The organism is Bradyrhizobium sp. 191, from assembly GCF_023100985.1.
In the GTDB taxonomy this organism is placed as follows: Bacteria; Pseudomonadota; Alphaproteobacteria; order Rhizobiales; family Xanthobacteraceae; genus Bradyrhizobium; species Bradyrhizobium diversitatis.
This window is the reverse complement of the sequence record NZ_CP064692.1, coordinates 1,682,997-1,702,927: the sequence shown is the minus strand read 5'-3', so window position 1 is coordinate 1,702,927 and position 19,931 is coordinate 1,682,997. Positions and strand designations below refer to the sequence as shown.

At 63.0% G+C, this 19,931-nt stretch carries 19 protein-coding genes; 17 read left to right on the top strand and 2 right to left on the bottom strand.

Annotated features, from left to right (window positions below):
• Positions 1-14 precede the first annotated feature (14 nt).
• The 15 genes from glnT (at position 15) to IVB23_RS07805 (ending at position 14,604) form a co-directional block, all read left to right on the top strand.
• Complete coding sequence (gene glnT / locus IVB23_RS07875; protein ID WP_247803154.1) at positions 15-1,313, top strand: type III glutamate--ammonia ligase; 1,299 nt, start codon at positions 15-17, stop codon at positions 1,311-1,313.
• Positions 1,314-1,476: 163 nt separating this feature from the next.
• Entirely contained in the window at positions 1,477-2,643 is a 1,167-nt protein-coding gene (locus IVB23_RS07870) for a transporter substrate-binding domain-containing protein (protein WP_131870215.1), read from the top strand.
• Positions 2,644-2,678: 35 nt separating this feature from the next.
• Positions 2,679-3,287: an ANTAR domain-containing protein gene (locus IVB23_RS07865; protein ID WP_131870214.1), complete on the top strand. Its 609-nt coding sequence runs from the start codon at positions 2,679-2,681 to the stop codon at positions 3,285-3,287.
• A 250-nt stretch (positions 3,288-3,537) separates the two neighbouring features.
• Positions 3,538-4,794: an ABC transporter substrate-binding protein gene (locus IVB23_RS07860; RefSeq protein ID WP_247803153.1), complete on the top strand. Its 1,257-nt coding sequence runs from the start codon at positions 3,538-3,540 to the stop codon at positions 4,792-4,794.
• A 59-nt stretch (positions 4,795-4,853) separates the two neighbouring features.
• Positions 4,854-5,747, top strand: coding sequence for an urea ABC transporter permease subunit UrtB (gene urtB / locus IVB23_RS07855; RefSeq protein WP_247803152.1), 894 nt, complete (start codon positions 4,854-4,856; stop codon positions 5,745-5,747).
• Position 5,748: 1 nt separating this feature from the next.
• A complete protein-coding gene (gene urtC / locus IVB23_RS07850) occupies positions 5,749-6,897 on the top strand; it encodes an urea ABC transporter permease subunit UrtC (RefSeq protein WP_197965229.1) in 1,149 nt (382 codons plus the stop codon).
• A 3-nt stretch (positions 6,898-6,900) separates the two neighbouring features.
• A complete protein-coding gene (gene urtD / locus IVB23_RS07845) occupies positions 6,901-7,644 on the top strand; it encodes an urea ABC transporter ATP-binding protein UrtD (RefSeq protein WP_126258933.1) in 744 nt (247 codons plus the stop codon).
• Positions 7,644-8,339, top strand: a complete 696-nt coding sequence (gene urtE, locus IVB23_RS07840; RefSeq protein WP_247803151.1) for an urea ABC transporter ATP-binding subunit UrtE — start codon at positions 7,644-7,646, stop codon at positions 8,337-8,339. Before urtD ends, urtE begins: the two co-directional genes overlap by 1 nt.
• 31 nt (positions 8,340-8,370) lie before the next feature.
• Positions 8,371-9,408 (top strand): aliphatic amidase, encoded by a 1,038-nt coding sequence (locus tag IVB23_RS07835; RefSeq protein ID WP_247803150.1) that lies wholly within the window; start codon positions 8,371-8,373, stop codon positions 9,406-9,408.
• 77 nt (positions 9,409-9,485) lie between these two features.
• Entirely contained in the window at positions 9,486-10,019 is a 534-nt protein-coding gene (gene ureE / locus IVB23_RS07830) for an urease accessory protein UreE (protein ID WP_247803149.1), read from the top strand.
• 3 nt (positions 10,020-10,022) lie between these two features.
• Positions 10,023-10,694: an urease accessory UreF family protein gene (locus IVB23_RS07825; RefSeq protein WP_197965224.1), complete on the top strand. Its 672-nt coding sequence runs from the start codon at positions 10,023-10,025 to the stop codon at positions 10,692-10,694.
• 12 nt (positions 10,695-10,706) lie between these two features.
• Positions 10,707-11,402: an urease subunit gamma gene (locus IVB23_RS07820; protein ID WP_247803148.1), complete on the top strand. Its 696-nt coding sequence runs from the start codon at positions 10,707-10,709 to the stop codon at positions 11,400-11,402.
• A 21-nt stretch (positions 11,403-11,423) separates the two neighbouring features.
• Entirely contained in the window at positions 11,424-13,133 is a 1,710-nt protein-coding gene (gene ureC, locus IVB23_RS07815; protein ID WP_197965222.1) for an urease subunit alpha, read from the top strand.
• Between the two features lie 3 nt (positions 13,134-13,136).
• Positions 13,137-13,790, top strand: a complete 654-nt coding sequence (ureG, locus tag IVB23_RS07810) for an urease accessory protein UreG (protein WP_247803147.1) — start codon at positions 13,137-13,139, stop codon at positions 13,788-13,790.
• Positions 13,756-14,604 carry an urease accessory protein UreD gene (locus IVB23_RS07805; protein WP_247803146.1) on the top strand — a complete coding sequence of 283 codons (849 nt, stop codon included), beginning with the start codon at positions 13,756-13,758 and terminating at the stop codon, positions 14,602-14,604. The genes ureG and IVB23_RS07805 overlap by 35 nt, the downstream gene beginning before the upstream one ends.
• 32 nt (positions 14,605-14,636) lie before the next feature.
• On the opposite strand, the gene IVB23_RS07800 is transcribed toward IVB23_RS07805, so the two are convergent.
• Together IVB23_RS07800 and IVB23_RS07795 are read right to left on the bottom strand one after the other, a co-directional pair.
• Positions 14,637-16,955, bottom strand: coding sequence for a VWA domain-containing protein (locus tag IVB23_RS07800; protein WP_247803145.1), 2,319 nt, complete (start codon positions 16,953-16,955; stop codon positions 14,637-14,639).
• On the bottom strand, positions 16,952-17,752 hold the full coding sequence (locus tag IVB23_RS07795) for a CbbQ/NirQ/NorQ/GpvN family protein (RefSeq protein WP_247803144.1): 801 nt from the start codon (positions 17,750-17,752) through the stop codon (positions 16,952-16,954). Before IVB23_RS07795 ends, IVB23_RS07800 begins: the two co-directional genes overlap by 4 nt.
• A gap of 566 nt (positions 17,753-18,318) precedes the next feature.
• Between IVB23_RS07795 and IVB23_RS07790 the strand changes: the two genes are divergently transcribed.
• Positions 18,319-18,828 carry a sigma-70 family RNA polymerase sigma factor gene (locus IVB23_RS07790; RefSeq protein ID WP_247803143.1) on the top strand — a complete coding sequence of 170 codons (510 nt, stop codon included), beginning with the start codon at positions 18,319-18,321 and terminating at the stop codon, positions 18,826-18,828.
• 114 nt (positions 18,829-18,942) lie between these two features.
• The gene (locus tag IVB23_RS07785) at positions 18,943-19,920 is read left to right on the top strand and encodes a FecR family protein (RefSeq protein ID WP_247803142.1); all 978 of its coding nucleotides are present in this window, start codon (positions 18,943-18,945) and stop codon (positions 19,918-19,920) included.
• Positions 19,921-19,931 lie beyond the last annotated feature (11 nt).

The window sequence follows — 19,931 nt, the reverse complement described above, 5'->3', positions numbered from 1 at the left end:
GCTTGGAGACAACGATGTCAACGAAGCTTTCGGATACAGCGCGCGAGAAGGGGATCAAATACTTCTTGATCTCCTATGCCGATCTGTTCGGCGTACAGCGGGCCAAGTTGGTGCCGGCTGCGGCGATCGACGGCATGGCCAAGAACGGCGCGGGATTTGCCGGCTTTGCCACCTGGCTCGATATGACGCCTGCTGATCCGGATCTGTTTGCCGTGCCGGATCCCGATACGCTCATCCAGTTGCCTTGGCGGCGCGAGGTCGGCTGGTTGGCCGCCGATCCCTGGATGAACGGCAAACCGGTTGCGCACGCGCCGCGCAACGTGCTCAAGCGCAAGATCGCGGAGGCTGCGGGCGCCGGCCTGACGATGAAGACCGGCGTGGAGTGCGAGTTCTTCCTGCTGACCGAGGATGGCCGCGAAGTCTGCGACACTGCCGACCGGCAGACAAAGCCTTGCTATGATCAGCAGGCGCTGATGCGGCGCTACGATGTCATCAGTGAGCTCTGCGACGCCATGCTGGAGCTCGGCTGGCAGCCCTATCAGAACGATCACGAGGATGCCAACGGCCAGTTTGAGATGAACTGGCAATTCGACGAGGCGCTGGTCACGGCCGACCGGCATGCCTTCTTCAAATACATGGCGCGCTCCATCGCCGAGAAGCATGGCCTCCGCGCGACCTTCATGCCGAAACCGTTCATCTCGCTGACCGGCAGCGGTTGTCATGTGCACGTGTCGCTGTGGAAAGGTGAACGAAACCTGTTCGAGGACGAAGGCGGCGAACTCGGCGTCTCCGAGCTCGGCTATCATTTCCTTGGCGGCGTGATCAATTCGGCCGACGCTCTGGCCGCTATCCTCAATCCTTCGGTCAACTCTTACAAGCGTATCAACGCGCCGCGAACGGTCTCGGGCGCGACCTGGGCGCCGAATTCGGTTACCTACACCGGAAATAACCGAACCCACTTGATCCGAATTCCCGAGGCCGGCCGTTTCGAGCTGCGGCTCGCCGACGGAGCTGCCAATCCCTACCTGCTGCAGGCAGCGGTTCTATCTGCCGGACTCGATGGCCTCAGCAACAAACGAGATCCCGGAAAGCGGCTCGACATCAACATGTATACCGAAGGACATACCGTAACCTCGGCCAAGCGGCTCCCGATGAATCTGCTCGATGCCTTGCGAGCGCTCGAACATTCAAGCGTGCTGCGGGATCATCTCGGGGAGTTCGTACCCGCCTATCTCAAGCTGAAGCATGAGGAGTGGAACGACTACGCACGCCATCTGACTCAATGGGAACGAGACAACACCCTGGACTGTTGATATCCGAAAGAAGTGCGTCGTGCCCAAGGCCGTTCCGGACGTTTGATGCGGCCGTTGACGTCATCCCCATTATTCTTCATAGACTGGAGATGCCGCAAAGGCGCGATACGGCACCGCGAGAAGAGGGGCGGCGTTGACGGATGCAGCCAACGATCGTGATTTGATGGTGTCAGCCAAAGACCATTCGGACAGTTGGCGGGTTGGCGTGCTGTTCTCGCAGACGGGCGTGACGTCGGCCATCGAGCGCACGCAGCTGAATGCGACCTTGCTCGCGATCGAGGAGATCAATGCCAATGGCGGAGTCCTCGGCCGACCGGTCGAACCCGTGATCTACGATCCCGCTTCCGATCCGAAGAAATTCCGCGCCTTTGCCGAGCGGCTGTTCCAGTTCGATCGCATCAGGATCCTGTTCGGCTGCTACATGTCCAGCACGCGCAAGGCTGTGCTTCCCGTCGTCGAAGGCCACCGCGGCCTGCTGTTCTATCCGACGCAATACGAGGGGTTCGAGTATTCGCGCAATTGTATCTACACCGGCGCGGCGCCCAACCAGAACTCGATCCAGCTTGCGCGTTTCCTGCTTTCCACTTACGGCAACCGCTTTCTGCTCGTCGGTTCCAATTACGTCTATCCCTATGAATCGAACCGGTTGATGGCGGACTTCGTCGTGCAGAGCAAAGGCAAGGTGCTCGACGAGATCTATGTGCCGCTGCAGGCCAGCCAGGGGGATTTCGACAAGGTCATCGCGCGGATCAAGAAGACCTCGCCGGAGGTGATCTTCTCCACTGTGGTTGGAGCCGGCACTGCGGCGTTCTACCGTGCCTATCGGGCGGCAGGGTTCGACCCCGCACGCATGCCGATAGCAAGTCTCGCCACCAACGAGGCGGAGGTTGCCGAAATGGGCGCGGAGGCTGCCGAGGGACACATCACCGCGGCACCATTCTTCGAGACCCTGTCCTCGGCGGCTGCGCGGCGTTTCGTCTCGAGCTTCAAGCAAAAATACGGAGACGACGCGCCCGTGACGGCCGGCGCCGAAGCGTCCTATTTCCAGGTGCATCTGGCGATGCGTGCCGTCGGAAAGTGCGGCTCCGACGATCCGGAACAGGTGCTTGGCAATCTCAGGGATTTCGAGTTCGATGCGCCGCAGGGAAGGGTGCGTGTCGATCCCGAAAACAACCACACCTATCTTTGGCCGCGGATCGCGCGGCTTGATCGAAACGGCCGATTCCAGATCGTATGGAATCCAGGTGTGCGCGTGAAACCGGATCCCTATTGTGTCGTGCAGAGCCTCGACGATTGGTCCGTCGATGACCAGCAACTCATTCGTCCATGATCCCCGTGGTTGCCTAGTGGGACGGAGAACCGGGCGTGGCCATTCAAATTCTTCGCGATCTGCGTGGTCTGCGGGTTCATGTCGTGCATCCCCCGGATTCGGAGCGGACCAAGCTGGTCGAGCATCTGCGTCGCATCGGCTGCATGGTGGAGATGCAATGGCCGGTGCCGGAATGCTGGCAGGAAGGGGCCGACATCGTGCTGCTCGCGATCGAGCACGACATGCGGACCGAGATGCAGCGCCTGTTGAAATCCGATGTCAATCGCCGGCCGACCCTGATCGCCGTCGTGTCCTACGAGGATCCGTCGACGCTGCAACTTGTGCTCGAGTTCGGCGCCGTCGCAGTCATCGAGCGTCCGATCCGGCCGTTCGGCTTGTTGACCAACATCACCATTGCGCGCAGCCTGTGGTTGGAGCGTCGCGAAGCTGACAAGCGTGTACGCAAGCTCGAACGCAAGCTCGCAGGCATTCAACGTATCCAGAAAGCCAAAGCAATCCTGATGGATGGCCAGGGATTGAGCGAGGCTGATGCCTATGAAAGCATCCGGCGACAAGCCATGTCGAAGCGCTTGTCGATGGACGACATGGCCTCCGCGATCATTCACGCAAACGAGCTGTTGCAATATCGCGCCAAAGGTGATTAGCTTTCGACCGTCGTGAAGAGAAAATCTTTCGCGACTTTGCCGAACCATCGATGATGCTGGTTCGGCTCTGGCTGAGCAGCCCGAAGGACCCGCGAGGGTCCGTCGGGCTTTTTTTTGTTTCTTGGGGCGCGTGGTGTTGTCGCCACCTTCGTGTTGACGACGCCCGCTTGAGTCTTGGCGATTGTCTGACGGAAGCAGCGTACTTCGGTGCGATCGGAGATCTGTGTTTGGAGCTAACGGGGAGTGTGCAATGGCAGTTGATAGACGTAAATTTCTGAAGGGCGGCGCTTTGGCAGGCGGCGCGTTGATCGCATCCCCCTGGGTGTTTTCGACGGGCGCTCATGCTGCGGGCGAGATCAAGGTCGGCGTGCTGTTCTCGCTGACCGGCGGGTTGTCGATCGTGGAGAAATCGCTGCACGACGCCACCATGATGGCGATCAGCGAGATCAACGCTGCCGGCGGCGTCAAGGGCATGAAGATCGCGGCGATCGCCGAAGATGGCGCGTCGGATCCGAAGACCTACAACGAGAAGGCGTCGAAACTCGTTATCCAGGATCGCGTGCCGACCGTTTTCGGCTCCTATACTTCGGCCAGCCGCAAGGCCGTGCTGCCGGTGTTCGAGAAGCGCAACAACCTCTATTTCTATCCGACCTACTACGAAGGCTTCGAGTGTTCTAAGAACGTCGTCTATACCGGCGCTGTTCCGAACCAGCAGCTCTCGAACTTCATTCCCTGGATCATCAAAACGCTCGGCAAAAAGAAGTTCTTCATCGTCGGATCGAATTACATCTATCCGCGCGAGATGGCCAAGGTCTCCAAGATTCTGATCGAGAAGAACGGCGGCGAATGGATCGCCGACGAATATCTCGAGCTTGGCCATTCCGAATGGGGTTCGATGGTCAATAAGATCAAGAACTCGGGCTGCGACGTCGTGCTGTCCAACGTGGTTGGCGACTCCGTGATCGCTTTCTACCGCGAGTACAAGAACCAGGGTCTCACCCACGACAAGCTTCCGATCTGCGCGACCGTGACCTCCGAGATCGAGATCGCGGCGATGGGGGCCGATTATGCCGTCGGCTCGTACACCTCGTTTCCCTACTTCCAGGCAATCGATACCGACCGCAACAAGGCCTTCGTCGAGCGTTATCGGGCCTTCGTGAAGGATCCGAAGGCGGTGACGCACCACGCGCTGGAATCGTCCTATTTCCAGGTCTTCCTGTGGAAGCAGGCGGTCGAGAAGGCCGCCGAGGTCACACCGATTGCGATCCGCGAGGCGGTCAAGGGTCAGGAGTTCGACGCGCCCAACGGCCACGTCAAGATCGAAGCCGAGAACCTGCACACCTACCTGACCCCGCGCATCGCGCAGTGGCAACCGGACGGTCAGGGCAAGATCATCGATGCCTACAAGGAGCCGGTGATGCCGCTGCCCTATGTCGCCTATGGCGAGACGCCGACGAACCTCTTCTGCACGTCGAAGGGGCTCGACGCAACCAAGCTGAAAACCTGACGTCAAGGAAACCTGGTCCATCGCGCGGTCTGCCGTGCGATGGACGATGAGGTGTTGCCATGCTCGAAGTTCTGTTCATCGGTCTCAGCCTGGGTTCGATCCTTCTCCTGGTTGCCCTCGGCCTTGCGATCACCTATGGCGCCATGGGCGTCATCAACATGGCGCATGGCGAGATGGTCATGGTCGGCGCCTATGTGACGGTGCTGTCGGGCCTTTGGCTCGGGACGAACATCTTCGTCGCAATCCCGCTCGCTTTCATCGTGACCGCGCTGCTCGGGCTTTTGATCGAGCGCATCGTGGTACGCAAACTGTACGGACGGCTGCTCGATACCCTGCTGGCGACCTGGGGCGTGGCGATCCTGATTCAGCAGGCCGTGCGGCTGGAGTTCGGGCTCTCGTTCTTCGGTATTCACATCCAGGGACTTGGCCCCGGCCTGCAGAATGTCGATGTACCCGGGATATTGCAGGGAACCCTTCATATTGCCGGTGCCGATATCAATCGCTACCGGACCTTCATCATCCTCGTCACAGCGGTCCTTGCGCTCGCGACGTGGTTCCTGATCTACCGCACCGTCGCAGGCACCCAGGTCCGCGCCATCATCCGCAATCCGAAAATGGCCGCGGCGTGCGGCATCGATGTCGACCGCGTCAACGCGCTGACTTTTGCGTTCGGCTCGGGCCTTGCCGGCGTCGCCGGCGTGATGATGTCCGGCTTCAAGACGGTGTTTCCGGACATGGGCACGCCGATGGTGGTCGACGGCTTCCTGGTCGTCGTGATGGGCGGCGTCGGCAGTCTGCTCGGCTCGGTGCTGTCGGCCGGGATTCTCGGCGAGATCAACGGTGTGGTTGCCGCCGGGACCAACGATATCCTGGCGCGCGCGGTCGTGTTCGGTGTGGTGATCGCGATCATCATTCTGAAGCCGAAGGGCCTGTTCGCCCTCAAGGGGCGCTGAGATGTCGTCGCAGCGCCGCATCGACTGGGCGATCTACGCCGGCTTCGTGATCCTGATCATGCTGGTGCCGCTGGTAATGGACCCGTTCTGGCTGAATCGCATCGCCAAATATCTGGTGTTCGGCATGCTCGGTATCGCAGTCGCGTTGTCCTGGGGCTATGCGGGCATCCTAAATCTCGGCCAGGGACTATTCTTCGGCGCTGGAGCCTACATGCTGGCGATGTCGTTGAAGCTGGCCAGCGCCACCAGCCTGCAGCAGGGCTCCGACAGGCCAGTGCCGGATTTCATGCTGTGGAACGCCGAGCCGGGGGCCAAGACCGAGCTCTGCTGCATCACCAAGGCCTCGTTCCTGTGGCTGCCATTTCAGAGCCAATGGTTCGGCTTTGCCATGGGCCTGATCCTGCCGGTCCTGATGGCGGTGGTGGTCGGCCTCATCGTCTTCCGCAAGCGAATCTCCGGCGTGTTCGTTTCCATCATCATGCTGGCGCTGGTGCTGCTGGTCCGGCTGGTGATGATCGATGCCCAGCCGGTCACGAACGGCTTCAACGGCCTGACCGATCTGGGCTGGTTCAAGATCGGCGATTTCGAATTTGATCCCTATATCGTGCCGACCTATTACCTGATCGCGGGTTCGCTGAGCGTCGTGCTGCTTGCAGCGCGGCTGCTGATCGACACCCGCGCCGGCGTGATCCTGCAGGCGGTTCGCAACGACGAGAACCGCGCCCGCTATCTCGGCTTTGACGTGCCGGCCTACCAGACCTTTTTCTTCGCGGTCTCGGCGGCCATCGCGGGCTTCGCCGGCATGCTCTATGTCATCGTTTCGGAATTCGCATCACCGACCTTCATGGATCTGAGCTTTTCGATCACCATGGTGGTGTGGGCAGCGGTCGGCGGCCGCGCCTCGATCCTCGGCGCCTGCATCGGCGCAATTGCGATCAACATGATTTCGGCAACCGTCAGCGAGACCGAGGGGTTTGCAGAGGCCTGGAAAGCCATCATCGGACTGATCTTCGTGCTGGTCGTGCTCTATCTGCCGCGCGGCATTGCAGGGCTTGCTCACGACCTGATCGATCGCGTGGTCGCGCGCAAGACGCCGCGTGCGTCGCCCGTGCTGCGTGTCCACGATGCCACCTCACAGCTCGCGGAGTAGCCCATGGCGCAGGCAGCATTGACCATCGACGGGCTTGGCGTCGACTTCGAGGGCTTCAAGGCCGTCAACGGCGTGTCGTTGATCATCGAGGAGGGCGAGTTGCGGGTTCTGCTCGGTGCAAACGGCGCCGGCAAGACCACGCTGATGGATCTGATCTCGGGCAAGACCAAGTCGACCGAAGGCCGCGTCTTTCTGCATGATACCAACATCACCAATTGGGAAGAGCATCGGATCGCTCGCGCCGGCATCGGCCGCAAGTTCCAGATTCCGAGCGTGTTCAAGGAGCTCACGGTCCGCCGCAATCTCGAAGTGGCGAGCTGCAAGAATCCCGGCGTATTCGCCAATCTCGGCTTCGGCTTTCCGGCCAAGGCGAAGGTCGACGAGGTGCTGGAACTGATCGGGCTGGCCGAGGAAGCCAACCGCGTTGCCGCCTATCTGAGCCACGGCCAGACCCAATGGCTGGAGCTCGGCCTTTTGATCACGCAGGATCCGAAGATCATTCTGCTGGACGAGCCGACCGCCGGCATGACCCAGGCGGAGACGCACAAGACCTCCTTGATCGTCAACAACCTCCGGGGCCGCCACACCATCATCGTGGTCGAGCACGACATGGCCTTTGTGCGCGAAATCGCGGAGCGCATCACCGTGCTGCATCTGGGCCAGGTTCTCGCCGAGGGCAGCGTTACGGATATCGAGACGAATCCGAAAGTGAAGGAAGCCTATCTCGGCTCGAAGGGAATTTCCTGATGCTGGCGTTCTCGCATGTCGATAGTTTCTACGATCGCAGCCACATCCTGCACGACGTCTGCCTCGAGGTGCCTGGCGGCGAGGTTACGGCGGTGCTCGGACGTAACGGCACCGGCAAGACCACGCTGCTGAAGACGCTGATGGGCTTGACCGACCGGATAGACGGGCAGATCAGGCTGAACGAGCGCGAGATCGGCAAGGAGCCGACGTTCCAACGGGCGCGGGCCGGCATCGCCTATGTGCCGCAGGGTCGCGAGATCATTCCGGATTTCACGATCCGCGAGAACATCCTGATGGGCTCGTTCGCCCGGCATGACGGCACGCGCGAGATCCCGGAACTGGTCGCCGAGCTGTTTCCCTATTTGATGAACAATCTGACCCGCAATGGCGGCGTGCTTTCGGGCGGGCAGCAGCAGCAACTCGCGATCGCTCGTGCGCTTGCCGCCGATCCCAAGGTGATCCTGCTCGATGAACCGAACGAAGGCATCCAGCCGTCGATCGTCGAGGAGATCGAGAAGATCATCATCCGCCTCAATCGGGAGGTGGGCCTCACCGTGATCCTGGTCGAGCAGAACGTCTCGTTCGCGCGTCGCGCTGCGCATCGCTTCGCCATGATGGAGAAGGGACGTGTGGTCGTGGCCGGCGCGATTTCCGAGCTGACCGACGAGATGGTTCATCGTCATATGGCGGTGTGAGCTGAAGAAGAACTTCTTAAAGGAGAGCGAGATGCTGCACGGTGATATCACGTCAAGCAATGACACGATCGGCGTCGCCGTCGTGAACTACAAGATGCCGCGCCTTCATACCAAGGCGGAGGTGCTCGACAACGCCCGCAAGATCGCCGACATGGTCGTCGGCATGAAGACCGGTCTGCCCGGCATGGATCTGGTGATCTTCCCGGAGTACTCCACCCACGGCATCATGTACGATTCCAAGGAGATGTACGAGACGGCCTCGGTGATCCCAGGCGACGAAACCGAGATTTTCGCCGAGGCCTGCCGCAAGGCGAAGGTGTGGGGCGTGTTTTCGCTCACCGGCGAACGCCACGAGGAGCATCCGAACAAAGCGCCCTACAACACCCTGATCCTGATGAACGACAAGGGTGAGATCGTGCAGAAATATCGCAAGATCATGCCCTGGGTGCCGATCGAAGGCTGGTATCCCGGCAACTGCACCTATGTCTCCGAGGGCCCCAAGGGGCTGAAGATCTCGTTGATCATTTGCGACGACGGCAACTATCCCGAGATCTGGCGCGATTGCGCGATGAAGGGCGCCGAGCTGATCGTGCGGTGCCAGGGCTATATGTATCCGGCCAAGGACCAGCAGGTCATCATGGCCAAGGCGATGGCCTGGGCGAACAATGTCTATGTCGCGGTTGCCAACGCTTCGGGCTTCGATGGCGTCTATTCGTATTTCGGCCATTCCGCGATCATCGGCTTCGACGGCCGGACCCTTGGCGAATGCGGCGAGGAAGAGTACGGCATCAACTACGCCCAGCTGTCGAAGTCGCTCATCCGCGACGCCCGCCAAAACGGCCAGTCGCAGAACCATCTCTTCAAGCTGGTGCATCGCGGTTACACGGGGATGATCAATTCCGGGGAGGGTGATCGCGGCGTTGCAGCCTGCCCATATGATTTCTACGCCAAGTGGATCGCCGATCCGGAAGGTACGCGGGAGATGGTCGAGTCCTTCACGCGCACCACAGTGGGGACCGAGGAATGTCCGATCGAGGGAATCCCGAACAAGAAGGTGGCGCACCGCTAGAACGCATATCGTCGGTGGCGGCGGATTGATATCCGCCGCCCATCTTGCTTGATCATCAAATTCGCGAGGTAGCTGCGATGCTGCGCATCGAACGCGTGCTGGGGAGCCGGGTCGAGCCCGCTTTGTCCGAGGCGCTTCACCGTCTTGAGCATGAGGGGGCGGTCGATATCGCCAATGTGCCGGCGACCGATCTGGCGCGGCGGCGTCTCTTGATCACCACGCGCGGCGGTGAAGAGTTGGCGATCGCCTTGCCTCGTCATGAGAAGCTTTTCGACGGCGCCGTGCTGCTGCTGGAGCCCGACCGTGCGATCGTGGTCCGCGCCGCAACCGAACGCTGGTTGCGATTGGAGCCGCGCTCGATCGCCGACGCGGTGGAGCTCGGCTACCACGTCGGCAATCTACACTGGCGGGTGCGGTTTGGCGGCGAGGTGCTGCTGGTTGCGTTGGAAGGCCGGCCGGAAGACTACACTGCACGCCTGGAAAACCTGATCAGCGCCCGCAGGGTCGGTGTCACGATACTCGATGAAGATACTGCGGACGCGGTCCAAGCCGTCGAGCCGCCCCGGCCTGGTGGTGCCCGCGGCGGCCATCACCATCATCACGATCATTGAGTCATGCTCCGGGTTTTGCAGGCGATCTGGCAGGCGGACGGCGCGTTTCCGAGCGGGGCCTTCGCGTTTTCCTATGGGATCGAGGGTGCTCTCGCGCTTCGCCGTGACATGACTTTGGGCGACTTCGAGGCATTGGTCGCTGCGATGTTGAAGCGGCGCTGGGCCAGCTACGACAGGGTCGCATTGCTGTGGTCGTATCGTGCGGGGGGCGATCTGGAAGCCATCGCAGCGGTCGATCGCGAGGTCGAGGCCTCCACGCTGATTGAGACGTTGCGCACGGGCTCGCGCCGCAATGGGGGGGCCTATCTTGCTTCGCACGCACGGCTGGGCCAGCCATTGGCAATCGCGCTACGCGATGACGTGCAGGCGGGGAATTGTCTGGGACATATCGCCGTCATGCAGGGCGCCGTGTGGTCCGAACTCGGGCTGGACGAGGCGCTGGCGCAACTCTGTTCCGGCTATACGGCTGCGTCCGGCGTGATCACTGCCGCGATCAGGCTGGGTGCCATGGGCGCGCTGCAAGGGCAGGGCGTGCTGCAGCGATGCCTGCCGCTGATCGAGCAACTCGCTGCTCAGGAGGTACCGGATGACGTCGAACTGTCCAGTTTCGTGCCTTTCCTCGATATTGCCGCGGCACGGCACGCCCAGGCCGATCTGCGGCTGTTCGCCAATTGAGGGTGATTTCGAATGCTGCTGACGCCAACCGAACTGGAGCGCCTGACCATCTTCAATGCTGCCGAGCTGGCGCGCCGCCGCCGCGCCCGCGGACTGAAGCTGAACTATCCGGAAGCCGTCGCGTTCATCACCGACGAGATACTGGAGGGCGCGCGTGACGGCCGCTCCGTCGCCGACTTGATCGGCTATGGCTCGACCGTCCTGTCGTCTGCGGACGTGCTGCCCGGCATCGCCGCGATGATGGACATCATCCAGGTGGAATGTGTCTTCCCCGACGGTACCAAGCTCGTCACGGTGCACGAGCCGATCCGGCCCGCTCCGGGCACGGAAGCCGACAACGAACGTCCGGGTCTGTTGTTGGCGCAGGAGGGCCAGATCGCACTCAATGCCGGGCGACGCACGCTGACCTTGACGGCAGTCAACACCGGCGATCGCCCGATCCAGATCGGCTCGCATTTTCATTTCTTCGAGGTCAACAAAGCGCTCGAGTTCGATCGCGCCAGCGCCATCAACATGCGGCTCGACATTCCGGCCGGGACGGCGGTGCGGTTCGAGCCGGGGGCCTCGAAGGAGATCAATCTGGTCGAGTTCGGCGGCGACCAGCATTTGACCGGACTTAACAATCTCACCGACGGCGCGGCGTCCGATCCCGCTGTTCAAGCGGCAGCGCTGGCGCGAGCCCGCGCGCGCGGCTTCAAGGGCGCCTGAAACCTGGAAGGAGACTGCTGCGTGGCGATGATCGACCGGCGTGACTACGCCGCCCTTTACGGCCCGACCACGGGCGATGCCGTCAGGCTCGGTGATACCTCGCTGTATGCCGTGGTCGAACACGACCATGCGGTCTACGGCGACGAATGCCTGCATGGCGGCGGCAAGACCCTGCGCGACGGCATAGGCATGGCCGGGATCACCAGCGCCGAGGGCGCGCTCGATTTCCTGCTCTGCAACGTGCTGATGATCGATCCGGTGCTGGGGATCGTCAAGGGCGACCTCGGCATCCGCCATGGCCGCATCGTGGGCTTCGGCAAAGCCGGAAATCCCGCCATCATGGATGGCGTCGATCCGAACCTGATCGTCTCCACCGGCACCACGGTGCGGGATTGCGAGGGGCTGATCGCGACCCCCGGCGCCATCGACGTGCACGTGCATTTCGACAGCGCGGGCCTCGTCGAGCATGCGATCGCGAGCGGCATCACTACCATGATCGGCGGCTCGCTTGGACCGATCACGGTCGGCATCGATTCCGGCGGACCGTTCAACACCGGCAAGATGCTGCAGGCCGCCGAGGCCTGGCCGATGAATTTCGGTTTTCTCGGCCGTGGCAATGCCCATCGCGCGGCGCCGATGATCGAGCAGCTCGAGACCGGGGTGATGGGGCTGAAGCTGCACGAGGATTGGGGTTCGATGCCGGCGGCGATCGACACCTGCCTCGAGGTTGCCGATGACTACGATTTCCAGGTTCAGATCCATACCGATACGCTGAATGAATCCGGCTTCGTCGAAAATACTCTGGAAGCGATCGGTGGCCGCACCATTCACATGTACCACACCGAGGGCGCCGGCGGCGGTCATGCGCCCGACATCATCCGCGTCGCCGGCGAAATGCACTGCCTGCCGTCCTCGACCAATCCGACCAATCCCTACACCGTCAACACCTTCGACGAACATCTCGACATGACGATGGTGTGCCACCACCTCAATCCGGCGATTCCCGAGGATGTCGCCTTTGCGGAAAGCCGCATTCGCGCCCAGACCATCGCGGCCGAGGACGTGCTACACGACATTGGCGCGATCTCGATGCTGGGCTCCGATAGCCAGGGCATGGGCCGTATCCACGAAGTGATCTGCCGGACCTGGCAGCTTGCCTCCAAGATGAAGGACCAGCGCGGTGCGTTGCCGGAGGACCAGCCGGGCTTTGGCGACAATGCGCGTATCAAGCGCTACATCGCCAAATACACCATCAATGCCGCCAGGACGTTCGGCATCGCCGACCAAGTCGGATCGCTGGAGCCGGGCAAGATCGCCGACATCGTGGTGTGGCGGCCGGCCTTCTTCGGCATCAAGCCGGAGCTCGTCATCAAGGGCGGCTTTATCGCCTGGGGCGCGATGGGCGACAGCGCGGCATCGCTGATGACGTGCGAGCCGATACTGATGCGGCCGCAATGGGGCGCGTTCGGCAGGGCCGCGTCGGCGCTGTCGGCCTGCTTCGTCCATCCGCTGGCGCTGGCGCGCGACCTGGGCGCCGAGCTGGGGTTGGCGAAGAAGCTGCTGCCGGTGCAAGGCACCCGCAAGCTGAGCAAGCGAGACATGCTGTGGAACGACACATGTCCGCACATCACCGTCGATCCGGAGACCTTCGATGTGTTTGTCGATGGTGTGCTGGCAACTTGCGAGCCGGCCCGTGAACTGCCGCTGGCCCGCCGCTACATGTTGAGGTGAGCCGTGTTTCATGCCTTGCGCGTATCTGACAACGAGGCCCGCGGCGGCGCCAGTGCGGCACGAGTCGGAATTGGCGGCCCGGTCGGCTCGGGCAAGACGGCGCTGATCGAGGCGCTGATCCCGGTGCTTCAGAGGCGCAACATCGACTTTGCCGTCGTCACCAACGATCTCGTCACCAAAGAAGATGCCGAGCGGTTGCGGCGCTCCGGACTGATCGATCCTGCCCGCGTTTCGGCGGTCGAGGCTGGCGCCTGCCCGCACACCGTGATCCGGGAAGATCCCACACTGAACATTGCAGCGGGGGACGAGCTCGAGGCCCGCTTCCCGGGATTGGAGTTGATCCTGTTCGAATCCGGCGGCGACAATCTCGCCTCGACCTTCTCGCTCGATCTGGTCGACTGGTGGATCTTCGTGATCGACGTCGCCGGCGGCGACGACATTCCGCGCAAGAGAGGACCCGGCCTGCTGCGTTGTGACCTGCTTGTCGTCAACAAGGTCGATCTCGCGCCCCATGTCGGCGTCGATCTCGATCGCATGCTGGCGGATGCGCGGCAGGTGCGGGGCACGAAGCCGGTGATACCGACCAATTTGAAGAGCGGCGTCGGCGTGGAGGCGGTCGTCGATGCGATCTCTGCTGCAGTCCTGTTCCGGGTCTGAGACCGGACGCTCGCTCGATGGCGCGTTGGTCGTCGATCGCGCCGGCGGTCGCAGCGTTTTGCGCCGTCAGCAGATCGGCTATCCCCTGCATATCACTCGCGGGTTCTATCTCGATACAGTCAGGCCCGATCTGCTCACGCTCTATCTGCAATCCGCCTCGGGCGGTTTGTATGCCGGCGACCGCATCAAGCTTGACGTGCGCGTTGGTGACCAAGCCGCGTTTCACATGACGACCCAGGCCGCGACCGTCGTGCATGACGGCCGCGCGAGCGGCGCGATCCAGCGACAAGCCGTGAGGGTGGAAGAGGGCGCGTTCTGCGCCTTGACCAGCGATCCCTACGTGCTGTTTCCAGGTGCCGATCTCACCTTGGAAACGGAAGCCGTGGTTGCCGACGATGCCGTGCTGTGTCTCGCCGATGGTTTTGCGGTCCACGATCCCAAAGCGAAGGCGAGGCCGTTCGCGCGCTTCGAGAGCCGGTTGAGCGTATCACGCCCGGGCGCCAGGTTGCTGATGAAGGACATCGGCGTGATCGACGGCGACGAGACGCGCAACGGGGCGCTGGGCCCGATGGCCGCCGTGGCAAACTTCGTGCTGATTGCGCCGCCGGACCGATTGCCGGCGTTGGCCGACATGGAGCAGGCCGCCGGCCGCTGTGGCGCGCTGGCCGGATGTTCGTTGGTGCCGAACGGTGCAGGCCTCGTATCGCGTATTCTTGCCCCGGATGGCGGTGTCTTGGCACGCGCACTCGACGCGACGTTCCATGTCGCAGCCCATGCGGCACTCGATGCCCCCCTGGCGCGTCGAAGGAAGTGATGCCTGTCCCCACTAACGGACGGGAGCCATTCTCAGCGCCGCGCCAGACGGAAATAGAGCTCCGACAGCCGCGCCGGCAGATTCTCAACCCGGGGCACCAGCATGGTGTTGCCGCGTCCGAAGATGCGCGGGGCGGAGGCGGTGCCGGCTGTGCCGAGCACGACGCCATAGGCGTCGATGCCGCGACTACGGAGATCGACCGCTGCGCGTCTGGCATCCTCGACGAGATCGAGCGGGTCGGAGACATCGATGTCGGACGGCTCCCCGTCGGTGAGCACGATCAGAAGCTTTCGGCTGGTCGAGGCGGTCGTCGCCATCACGTTGCCGGCATGACGCAGTGCCGTGCCGAGCCGGGTCGACAGGCCGGAGCTGAGCCCTGCCAGCCGGGCCCGGCAATGCCGGTCGTAAGCCTCATCGAAGCCCTTGATTGCGGTCATTCTGATATCCTCGCGGCCGTCGGAGGCGAAGGCGAGCAGGCCGAAGGGGTCGCCGAGCTGATCCATGGCCTCGGAGAGAACTGCAACGGCAAGGCGTTCGATATCGAGAACGGTTGCGCCCGATGGCAGCCGGTCGCATGTCGACTGCGAAATATCGATCAGGAGCAGCGCGGAGAGATCGCGATGCACCGATTTCGATGAGCGGAACACGCGGGGGTCGGGCTCCTGGCCGCTGCGCAACGCGATGCCGGCGTCCAGCATCGCATCGACATCGAGGTCGTGCCCGTCATGCTGCCGCTTCAAGCGTACGATGCGGCCGATACGGAGGCCACGCACCAGGCGCGCGACGCGGTTGCGTACGGCTCCCGCGCCGTCGAGCGCGTCTTCGATCGCATGCGGATCGCCAGTCTTGGCTGCGACCTCGCGTACGACGGTCCAGTCGGGCCGTTCGATGCCATGGACTCGGTCCCATTCCGGATAGCGCGCGATGACCGTGCCGCGGTCATCGGGCGCGACGGGGCGACCGCGGCCGATCCCGGCCTCGGCGTTGCCAGGCTCGGCCTGCTGGTTACTGCCGTCAGCACTCTCCTGTGCGTCCACGCGCATGACATCGATGAACAGGTCCAGCACGTCGTCCGGGGGCTGTGCGCCTTCGTCGAAATCCCACAGTCCCAGTCCATCGTCGCGATACACCGGTTCGACCACATAGGTCCTGGCATTGAACTGCACCCGCATCTGGCCGAGGTCGTTGCCGAGCAACGTGCCGATCTCGCGGCTGATCGCGGAATCCTCGATGCGCGGCAGCGCGGCTGCGAACAGGGCGCGGCCCTTGGCGACGAAGCCGTCATCGTCGACATGGGCCGGATCGAACAGCGCACGCGCCAGCCGCGCCAGCAGCACCGGGGCGGTCGCGATGCCGCGGGGCTCGGCGACATGGTAGGGCGCCCACAGCCGGCGCAATCCAGGCAGGGCGCGCATTGCCAGTGTCTCGACACGCGCATCCTCGATCAGGTTGACCAGGGCGACCTGTAGCGGCTTCAGCGTGCTGATCGGAAACCGGGCCCGTCCGAGGACCAGATGCGCCTGCGCATGTGCGGTGGCGGCGCGAAACAGCCCGCGGGCGGCATCGCCCCGCACACCGCGATAGGTTTCCGGCAGCCGGATGATCGGACCGGAAATCGTGCTGCGGCGTTGCGGCTTGTCCATGCTGTCGCCAGCCATGCCGCGCAGCAACGGTAGCTCGCCCCACAATGCGGTGGTGAAGGCCTTCACCTCGGCTTCGACATTGGGGAAGCCGACGCCGCCAGCATCGCGCGCGATCATGCGGCGCGCCAAGTCATCCTGCAGGGAGAAGAAGGCAAGACGCCGGTTGCGATCGCCGGCAGCTGAGCGCAGGCCGGCGGTGATGAAATCCTCGAAAGCCTCGATCGTGCCGGGCAGGAGGATTTGTCCCATGCGGCCGGCGGCCGGTAGCACGGACTCCGGCGCCTGCCGCGCCAGCATCTCCATCGCGCGCCACCATCGCGACAGCGCCGCAGCTCCAAAGCTACGGCGCGCGATCGCCAGCGCGTTCAACGATGCGGTTGCGGCGGGCGCACCGGCATGGCGGCAGATTTCGGCGCAGATTTGCGCCGCGCCCAGTAGCGGTGCAATCTCGCGCGTCGACGCGGCGTCGCGGCTCGCCTCCCAATAGGCGATCAAGCAGGCAGGGCCGGCATTGACGTTGACGAGTTCGAGCACTGCGCCGGCCCAGGTCTCGAGTTCGGCAGCATCGAATTGCCTGGAGAGTGCCTCCCACGTCGCCAGAAAGAGCGGCCGCAAGGCGTCGCGCTGGCGCATGATCAGGTGTAGCCGCCTCGCGTCGCCCTCCGGCTCGAACAACACTTGCAGCGTGGCGGAAGGCCTGGCGCTCATGGAACGCATGCCGCGATGGCGTCGGTCAGCGCCGCGCGGATGTCGGGATTATCCGTGATCGGCAGCACGATTCCGGCCTGAACAGCGGCCGTTAGCGTCAGGCCGGCGCGGACCATGCGTCCCGTATGGATCAGCATCCGGGTCGACGCGCCTTCGTCGAGGCCATGTCCCTGCAAATTGCGGGAGCGCTCGGCGATCCTGACCAGAAGCGCCGCCAGATCACTGTCCGCACCGCTTTCACGGGCAATGATCGTGCTCTCGGTGGACGGTGGGGGATAGCCGAAATCGATCGCGATGAAGCGCTGCTTGGTGGACTCCTTCAGGTCCTTCACAGCGCTCTGGTAGCCGGGATTGTAGGAGATCGTGAGCTGGAAGTCTGCATGCGCCGGTACGATCTCGTTGTGCTTCTCCAGCGGCAGGATGCGCCGCGCGTCGGTCAGCGGGTGGATCACCACGGTGGTGTCCTGCCGCGCTTCGACGATTTCGTCGAGATAGCAGATGCCACCGTGACGGACGGCCTGCGTCAGGGGGCCATCATGCCAGACAGTGCCCGATGGTTCGAGGAGATACCGGCCGGCGAGGTCAGCAGCGGTCATGTCCTCGTGGGCCGCGACCGTGATCAGCGGCTTACCGAGCCGCCACGCCATGTGTTCGACGAACCTGGTCTTGCCGCAGCCGGTCGGTCCCTTCAGCATCACCGGCAGGCGTTCGCTGTAGGCGGCCGTGAAGATGTCGATCTCGGTATCCTGAGGCTCGTAGTAGGGCTCGGTGTTGATCCGATAAGCATCGAGCGGCATGAGGTGCTCCGTTGGGTGAAGGAGCGACGCCTTGAAACGCAAGGCGTTGTCGCCCTTCAAGCATAGGGGATGGCAACCTTTGCCTGGGAGCACGCTGCGGCCCTGGAGCGTGCAGGATGGCGCGCAATAGGCGCTTCAATCGCGATTAGAGCCGAAATGCGCGATCAAGACAAGCAGGTCCTGCGATTGTTCTGCCACCAAGTTCAGCATGCGCGGGCATGCGGCTCCGTCGAAAGCTTCTCTCCATATGGGCATCCGAGATCTCGTTCTTGGGATGACTGGCAGTCCCGCACTCGCAGATCGTGTGCACTAATTCATCCACCGTCGCGCGCTGCGCGTCGGCGCAGCAGCTTGTCGAGCGCCTCCGCCGGCGAGAGCACGGGCCGCTGATAGATACAGTAATGGCGGCGGATTTCCGGAGCGCGCAGCCTGATGAAACGCACAGATGGTGCAGCGGCTCACGAAATTGGAGGTGCTCTAAGATATCGATGTTGCGCCACTAATCTCCTGAACGTATGACATGGCTGTCCGCGCCGGTGTGTGGATGCTGTGTGTTTCGAATTCAGATGTCCGATCTAGTGGTTGCCCCTATCGCGGCGCTGATCGAAGCGTATTACGGAGAATTGCGGTCCTACGCCTCCCGCAAGCTCCGCAATCCCGTTGCTGCCGAAGATGTCGTGCAGGAAGCCTGGTTGCGATTTGCCAGCTCGGGCAATGACAAGATCGCTAATCCGCGTGCGTATCTCTACCGGCTCGTCGGCAACCTCGTCATCGATCAGCAGCGCCGCGAGCAGACCCGCCTTGGCGCGGCCGCTCAGCCTTCCGATCATCTCGATGTGGTTGACGAGACGGCCGACACCGAGCGGCAGCTCTTGGCGAGGCAGCGGCTGGCGCTTCTGACCAAGGCAGTTTTCGAGTTGCCGCCCCGGTGTCGCGATTGCTTCATCCTTCGACGCTTCGACGACCTCGAGCCGGACGAGATCGCCAAGCGTATGGGAATCAGCCGGAATATGGTTGAAAAGCACCTCCGGCACGCGCTCGTTCACTGTGCCAGGCGTCTGAGCGAAGGCGATTGATTTTTTCTCCCAGCTGGCCTCCTCTGTTTTAGAATTGCTCCGTCTTAGAGAGTGAGATGGCGGGCGATCGCCACTCTTGCGGCGCTGTTTTCATGCTGGAACGACGAATCATCCATGAATGACGGGGAGAAGCCGACGGCCCTGGACGAGGCGGCGGAATGGTATGTGCGCCAAGACACCGGGGTGCTGGATGCCGGCGAGCAGGCGCGCTTCCGGGCATGGCTGATGCAGCCGGCCAATCGTGCGGCTTACGAGGAAGTCGCCGGCGCCTGGGACGATCTCGGCCGCATCCCGCGTCCCGGACTAAGCACGGGATTGCCGCGACAGCGTGAAGTCCGCGCGGTCCCGCTTCGGCGGCACCCGTCTCGCACATCCCGGCCCGGCCGTTGGGCGCTCGCGGCGGCGGCGGTCGTGGTGGCCGTCACCGCCGGCTATGCGCTCGACTTTCCCATGCGGCTCGAGGCAGATGCCATGACGGCGACTGGCGAGGTCCGGACCGTGACGCTGGATGATGGCAGCAGCGTCGCCTTGAACACTGCCAGCGCGATCGCCGTCGACTATTCGCGCGAGCGGCGGCGCATTCGCCTCTTGCGCGGCGAGGCCGTGTTTACCGTCGCCAGGGACGCCGCGCGGCCGTTCGTCGTCGCTGCCGCGTCCGGCGAGGCCGTCGCGCGCGGCACGGTGTTCGCCGTCCGCAAGGACGACGAGGCCGCGACGGTCACCGTGCTGGAAAGCCATGTGGGCGTGTCCTATCCGGCGGCTGGCCGGACGGCGGTCGAGCTGTCTCCGGGCGAGGCGCTCGATTATTCGCGCCGCGGGCTCGGCCCCGTGCGGGCCGTCGATGCCGATGCGGCGACCGCCTGGCGACGCGGCAAACTGATCTTCGTCGATCGTCCTCTCGGTGAGGTGATCGCGGAGCTCAATCGCTACCATTCTGGACGGATTCAAATCATCGACGGCTCCATCAGCAGCCATCCGGTCAGTGGTGTCTTCGATACCGGGAATCCTCTGCAAGCACTGGAGGTTATCGAGCAGACTCTCGGTCTGCACTCGACGCGGCTGAGCAGCCTTCTGATCCTGCTGCATCACTGATCAAGAAAAAC

Coding starts and splice junctions, on each gene's coding strand:
- urtB (WP_247803152.1), top strand. CDS start 4,854: ATGCTCGAAGTTCTGTTCATCGGTCTCAGCCTGGGTTCGATCCTTCTC.
- glnT (WP_247803154.1), top strand. CDS start 15: ATGTCAACGAAGCTTTCGGATACAGCGCGCGAGAAGGGGATCAAATAC.
- IVB23_RS07800 (WP_247803145.1), bottom strand. CDS start 16,955: ATGAGCGCCAGGCCTTCCGCCACGCTGCAAGTGTTGTTCGAGCCGGAG.
- urtC (WP_197965229.1), top strand. CDS start 5,749: ATGTCGTCGCAGCGCCGCATCGACTGGGCGATCTACGCCGGCTTCGTG.
- IVB23_RS07785 (WP_247803142.1), top strand. CDS start 18,943: ATGAATGACGGGGAGAAGCCGACGGCCCTGGACGAGGCGGCGGAATGG.
- ureE (WP_247803149.1), top strand. CDS start 9,486: ATGCTGCGCATCGAACGCGTGCTGGGGAGCCGGGTCGAGCCCGCTTTG.
- IVB23_RS07870 (WP_131870215.1), top strand. CDS start 1,477: ATGGTGTCAGCCAAAGACCATTCGGACAGTTGGCGGGTTGGCGTGCTG.
- IVB23_RS07790 (WP_247803143.1), top strand. CDS start 18,319: ATGTCCGATCTAGTGGTTGCCCCTATCGCGGCGCTGATCGAAGCGTAT.
- urtD (WP_126258933.1), top strand. CDS start 6,901: ATGGCGCAGGCAGCATTGACCATCGACGGGCTTGGCGTCGACTTCGAG.
- IVB23_RS07805 (WP_247803146.1), top strand. CDS start 13,756: ATGCGATCTCTGCTGCAGTCCTGTTCCGGGTCTGAGACCGGACGCTCG.
- IVB23_RS07835 (WP_247803150.1), top strand. CDS start 8,371: ATGCTGCACGGTGATATCACGTCAAGCAATGACACGATCGGCGTCGCC.
- IVB23_RS07825 (WP_197965224.1), top strand. CDS start 10,023: ATGCTCCGGGTTTTGCAGGCGATCTGGCAGGCGGACGGCGCGTTTCCG.
- IVB23_RS07860 (WP_247803153.1), top strand. CDS start 3,538: ATGGCAGTTGATAGACGTAAATTTCTGAAGGGCGGCGCTTTGGCAGGC.
- IVB23_RS07795 (WP_247803144.1), bottom strand. CDS start 17,752: ATGCCGCTCGATGCTTATCGGATCAACACCGAGCCCTACTACGAGCCT.
- IVB23_RS07820 (WP_247803148.1), top strand. CDS start 10,707: ATGCTGCTGACGCCAACCGAACTGGAGCGCCTGACCATCTTCAATGCT.
- urtE (WP_247803151.1), top strand. CDS start 7,644: ATGCTGGCGTTCTCGCATGTCGATAGTTTCTACGATCGCAGCCACATC.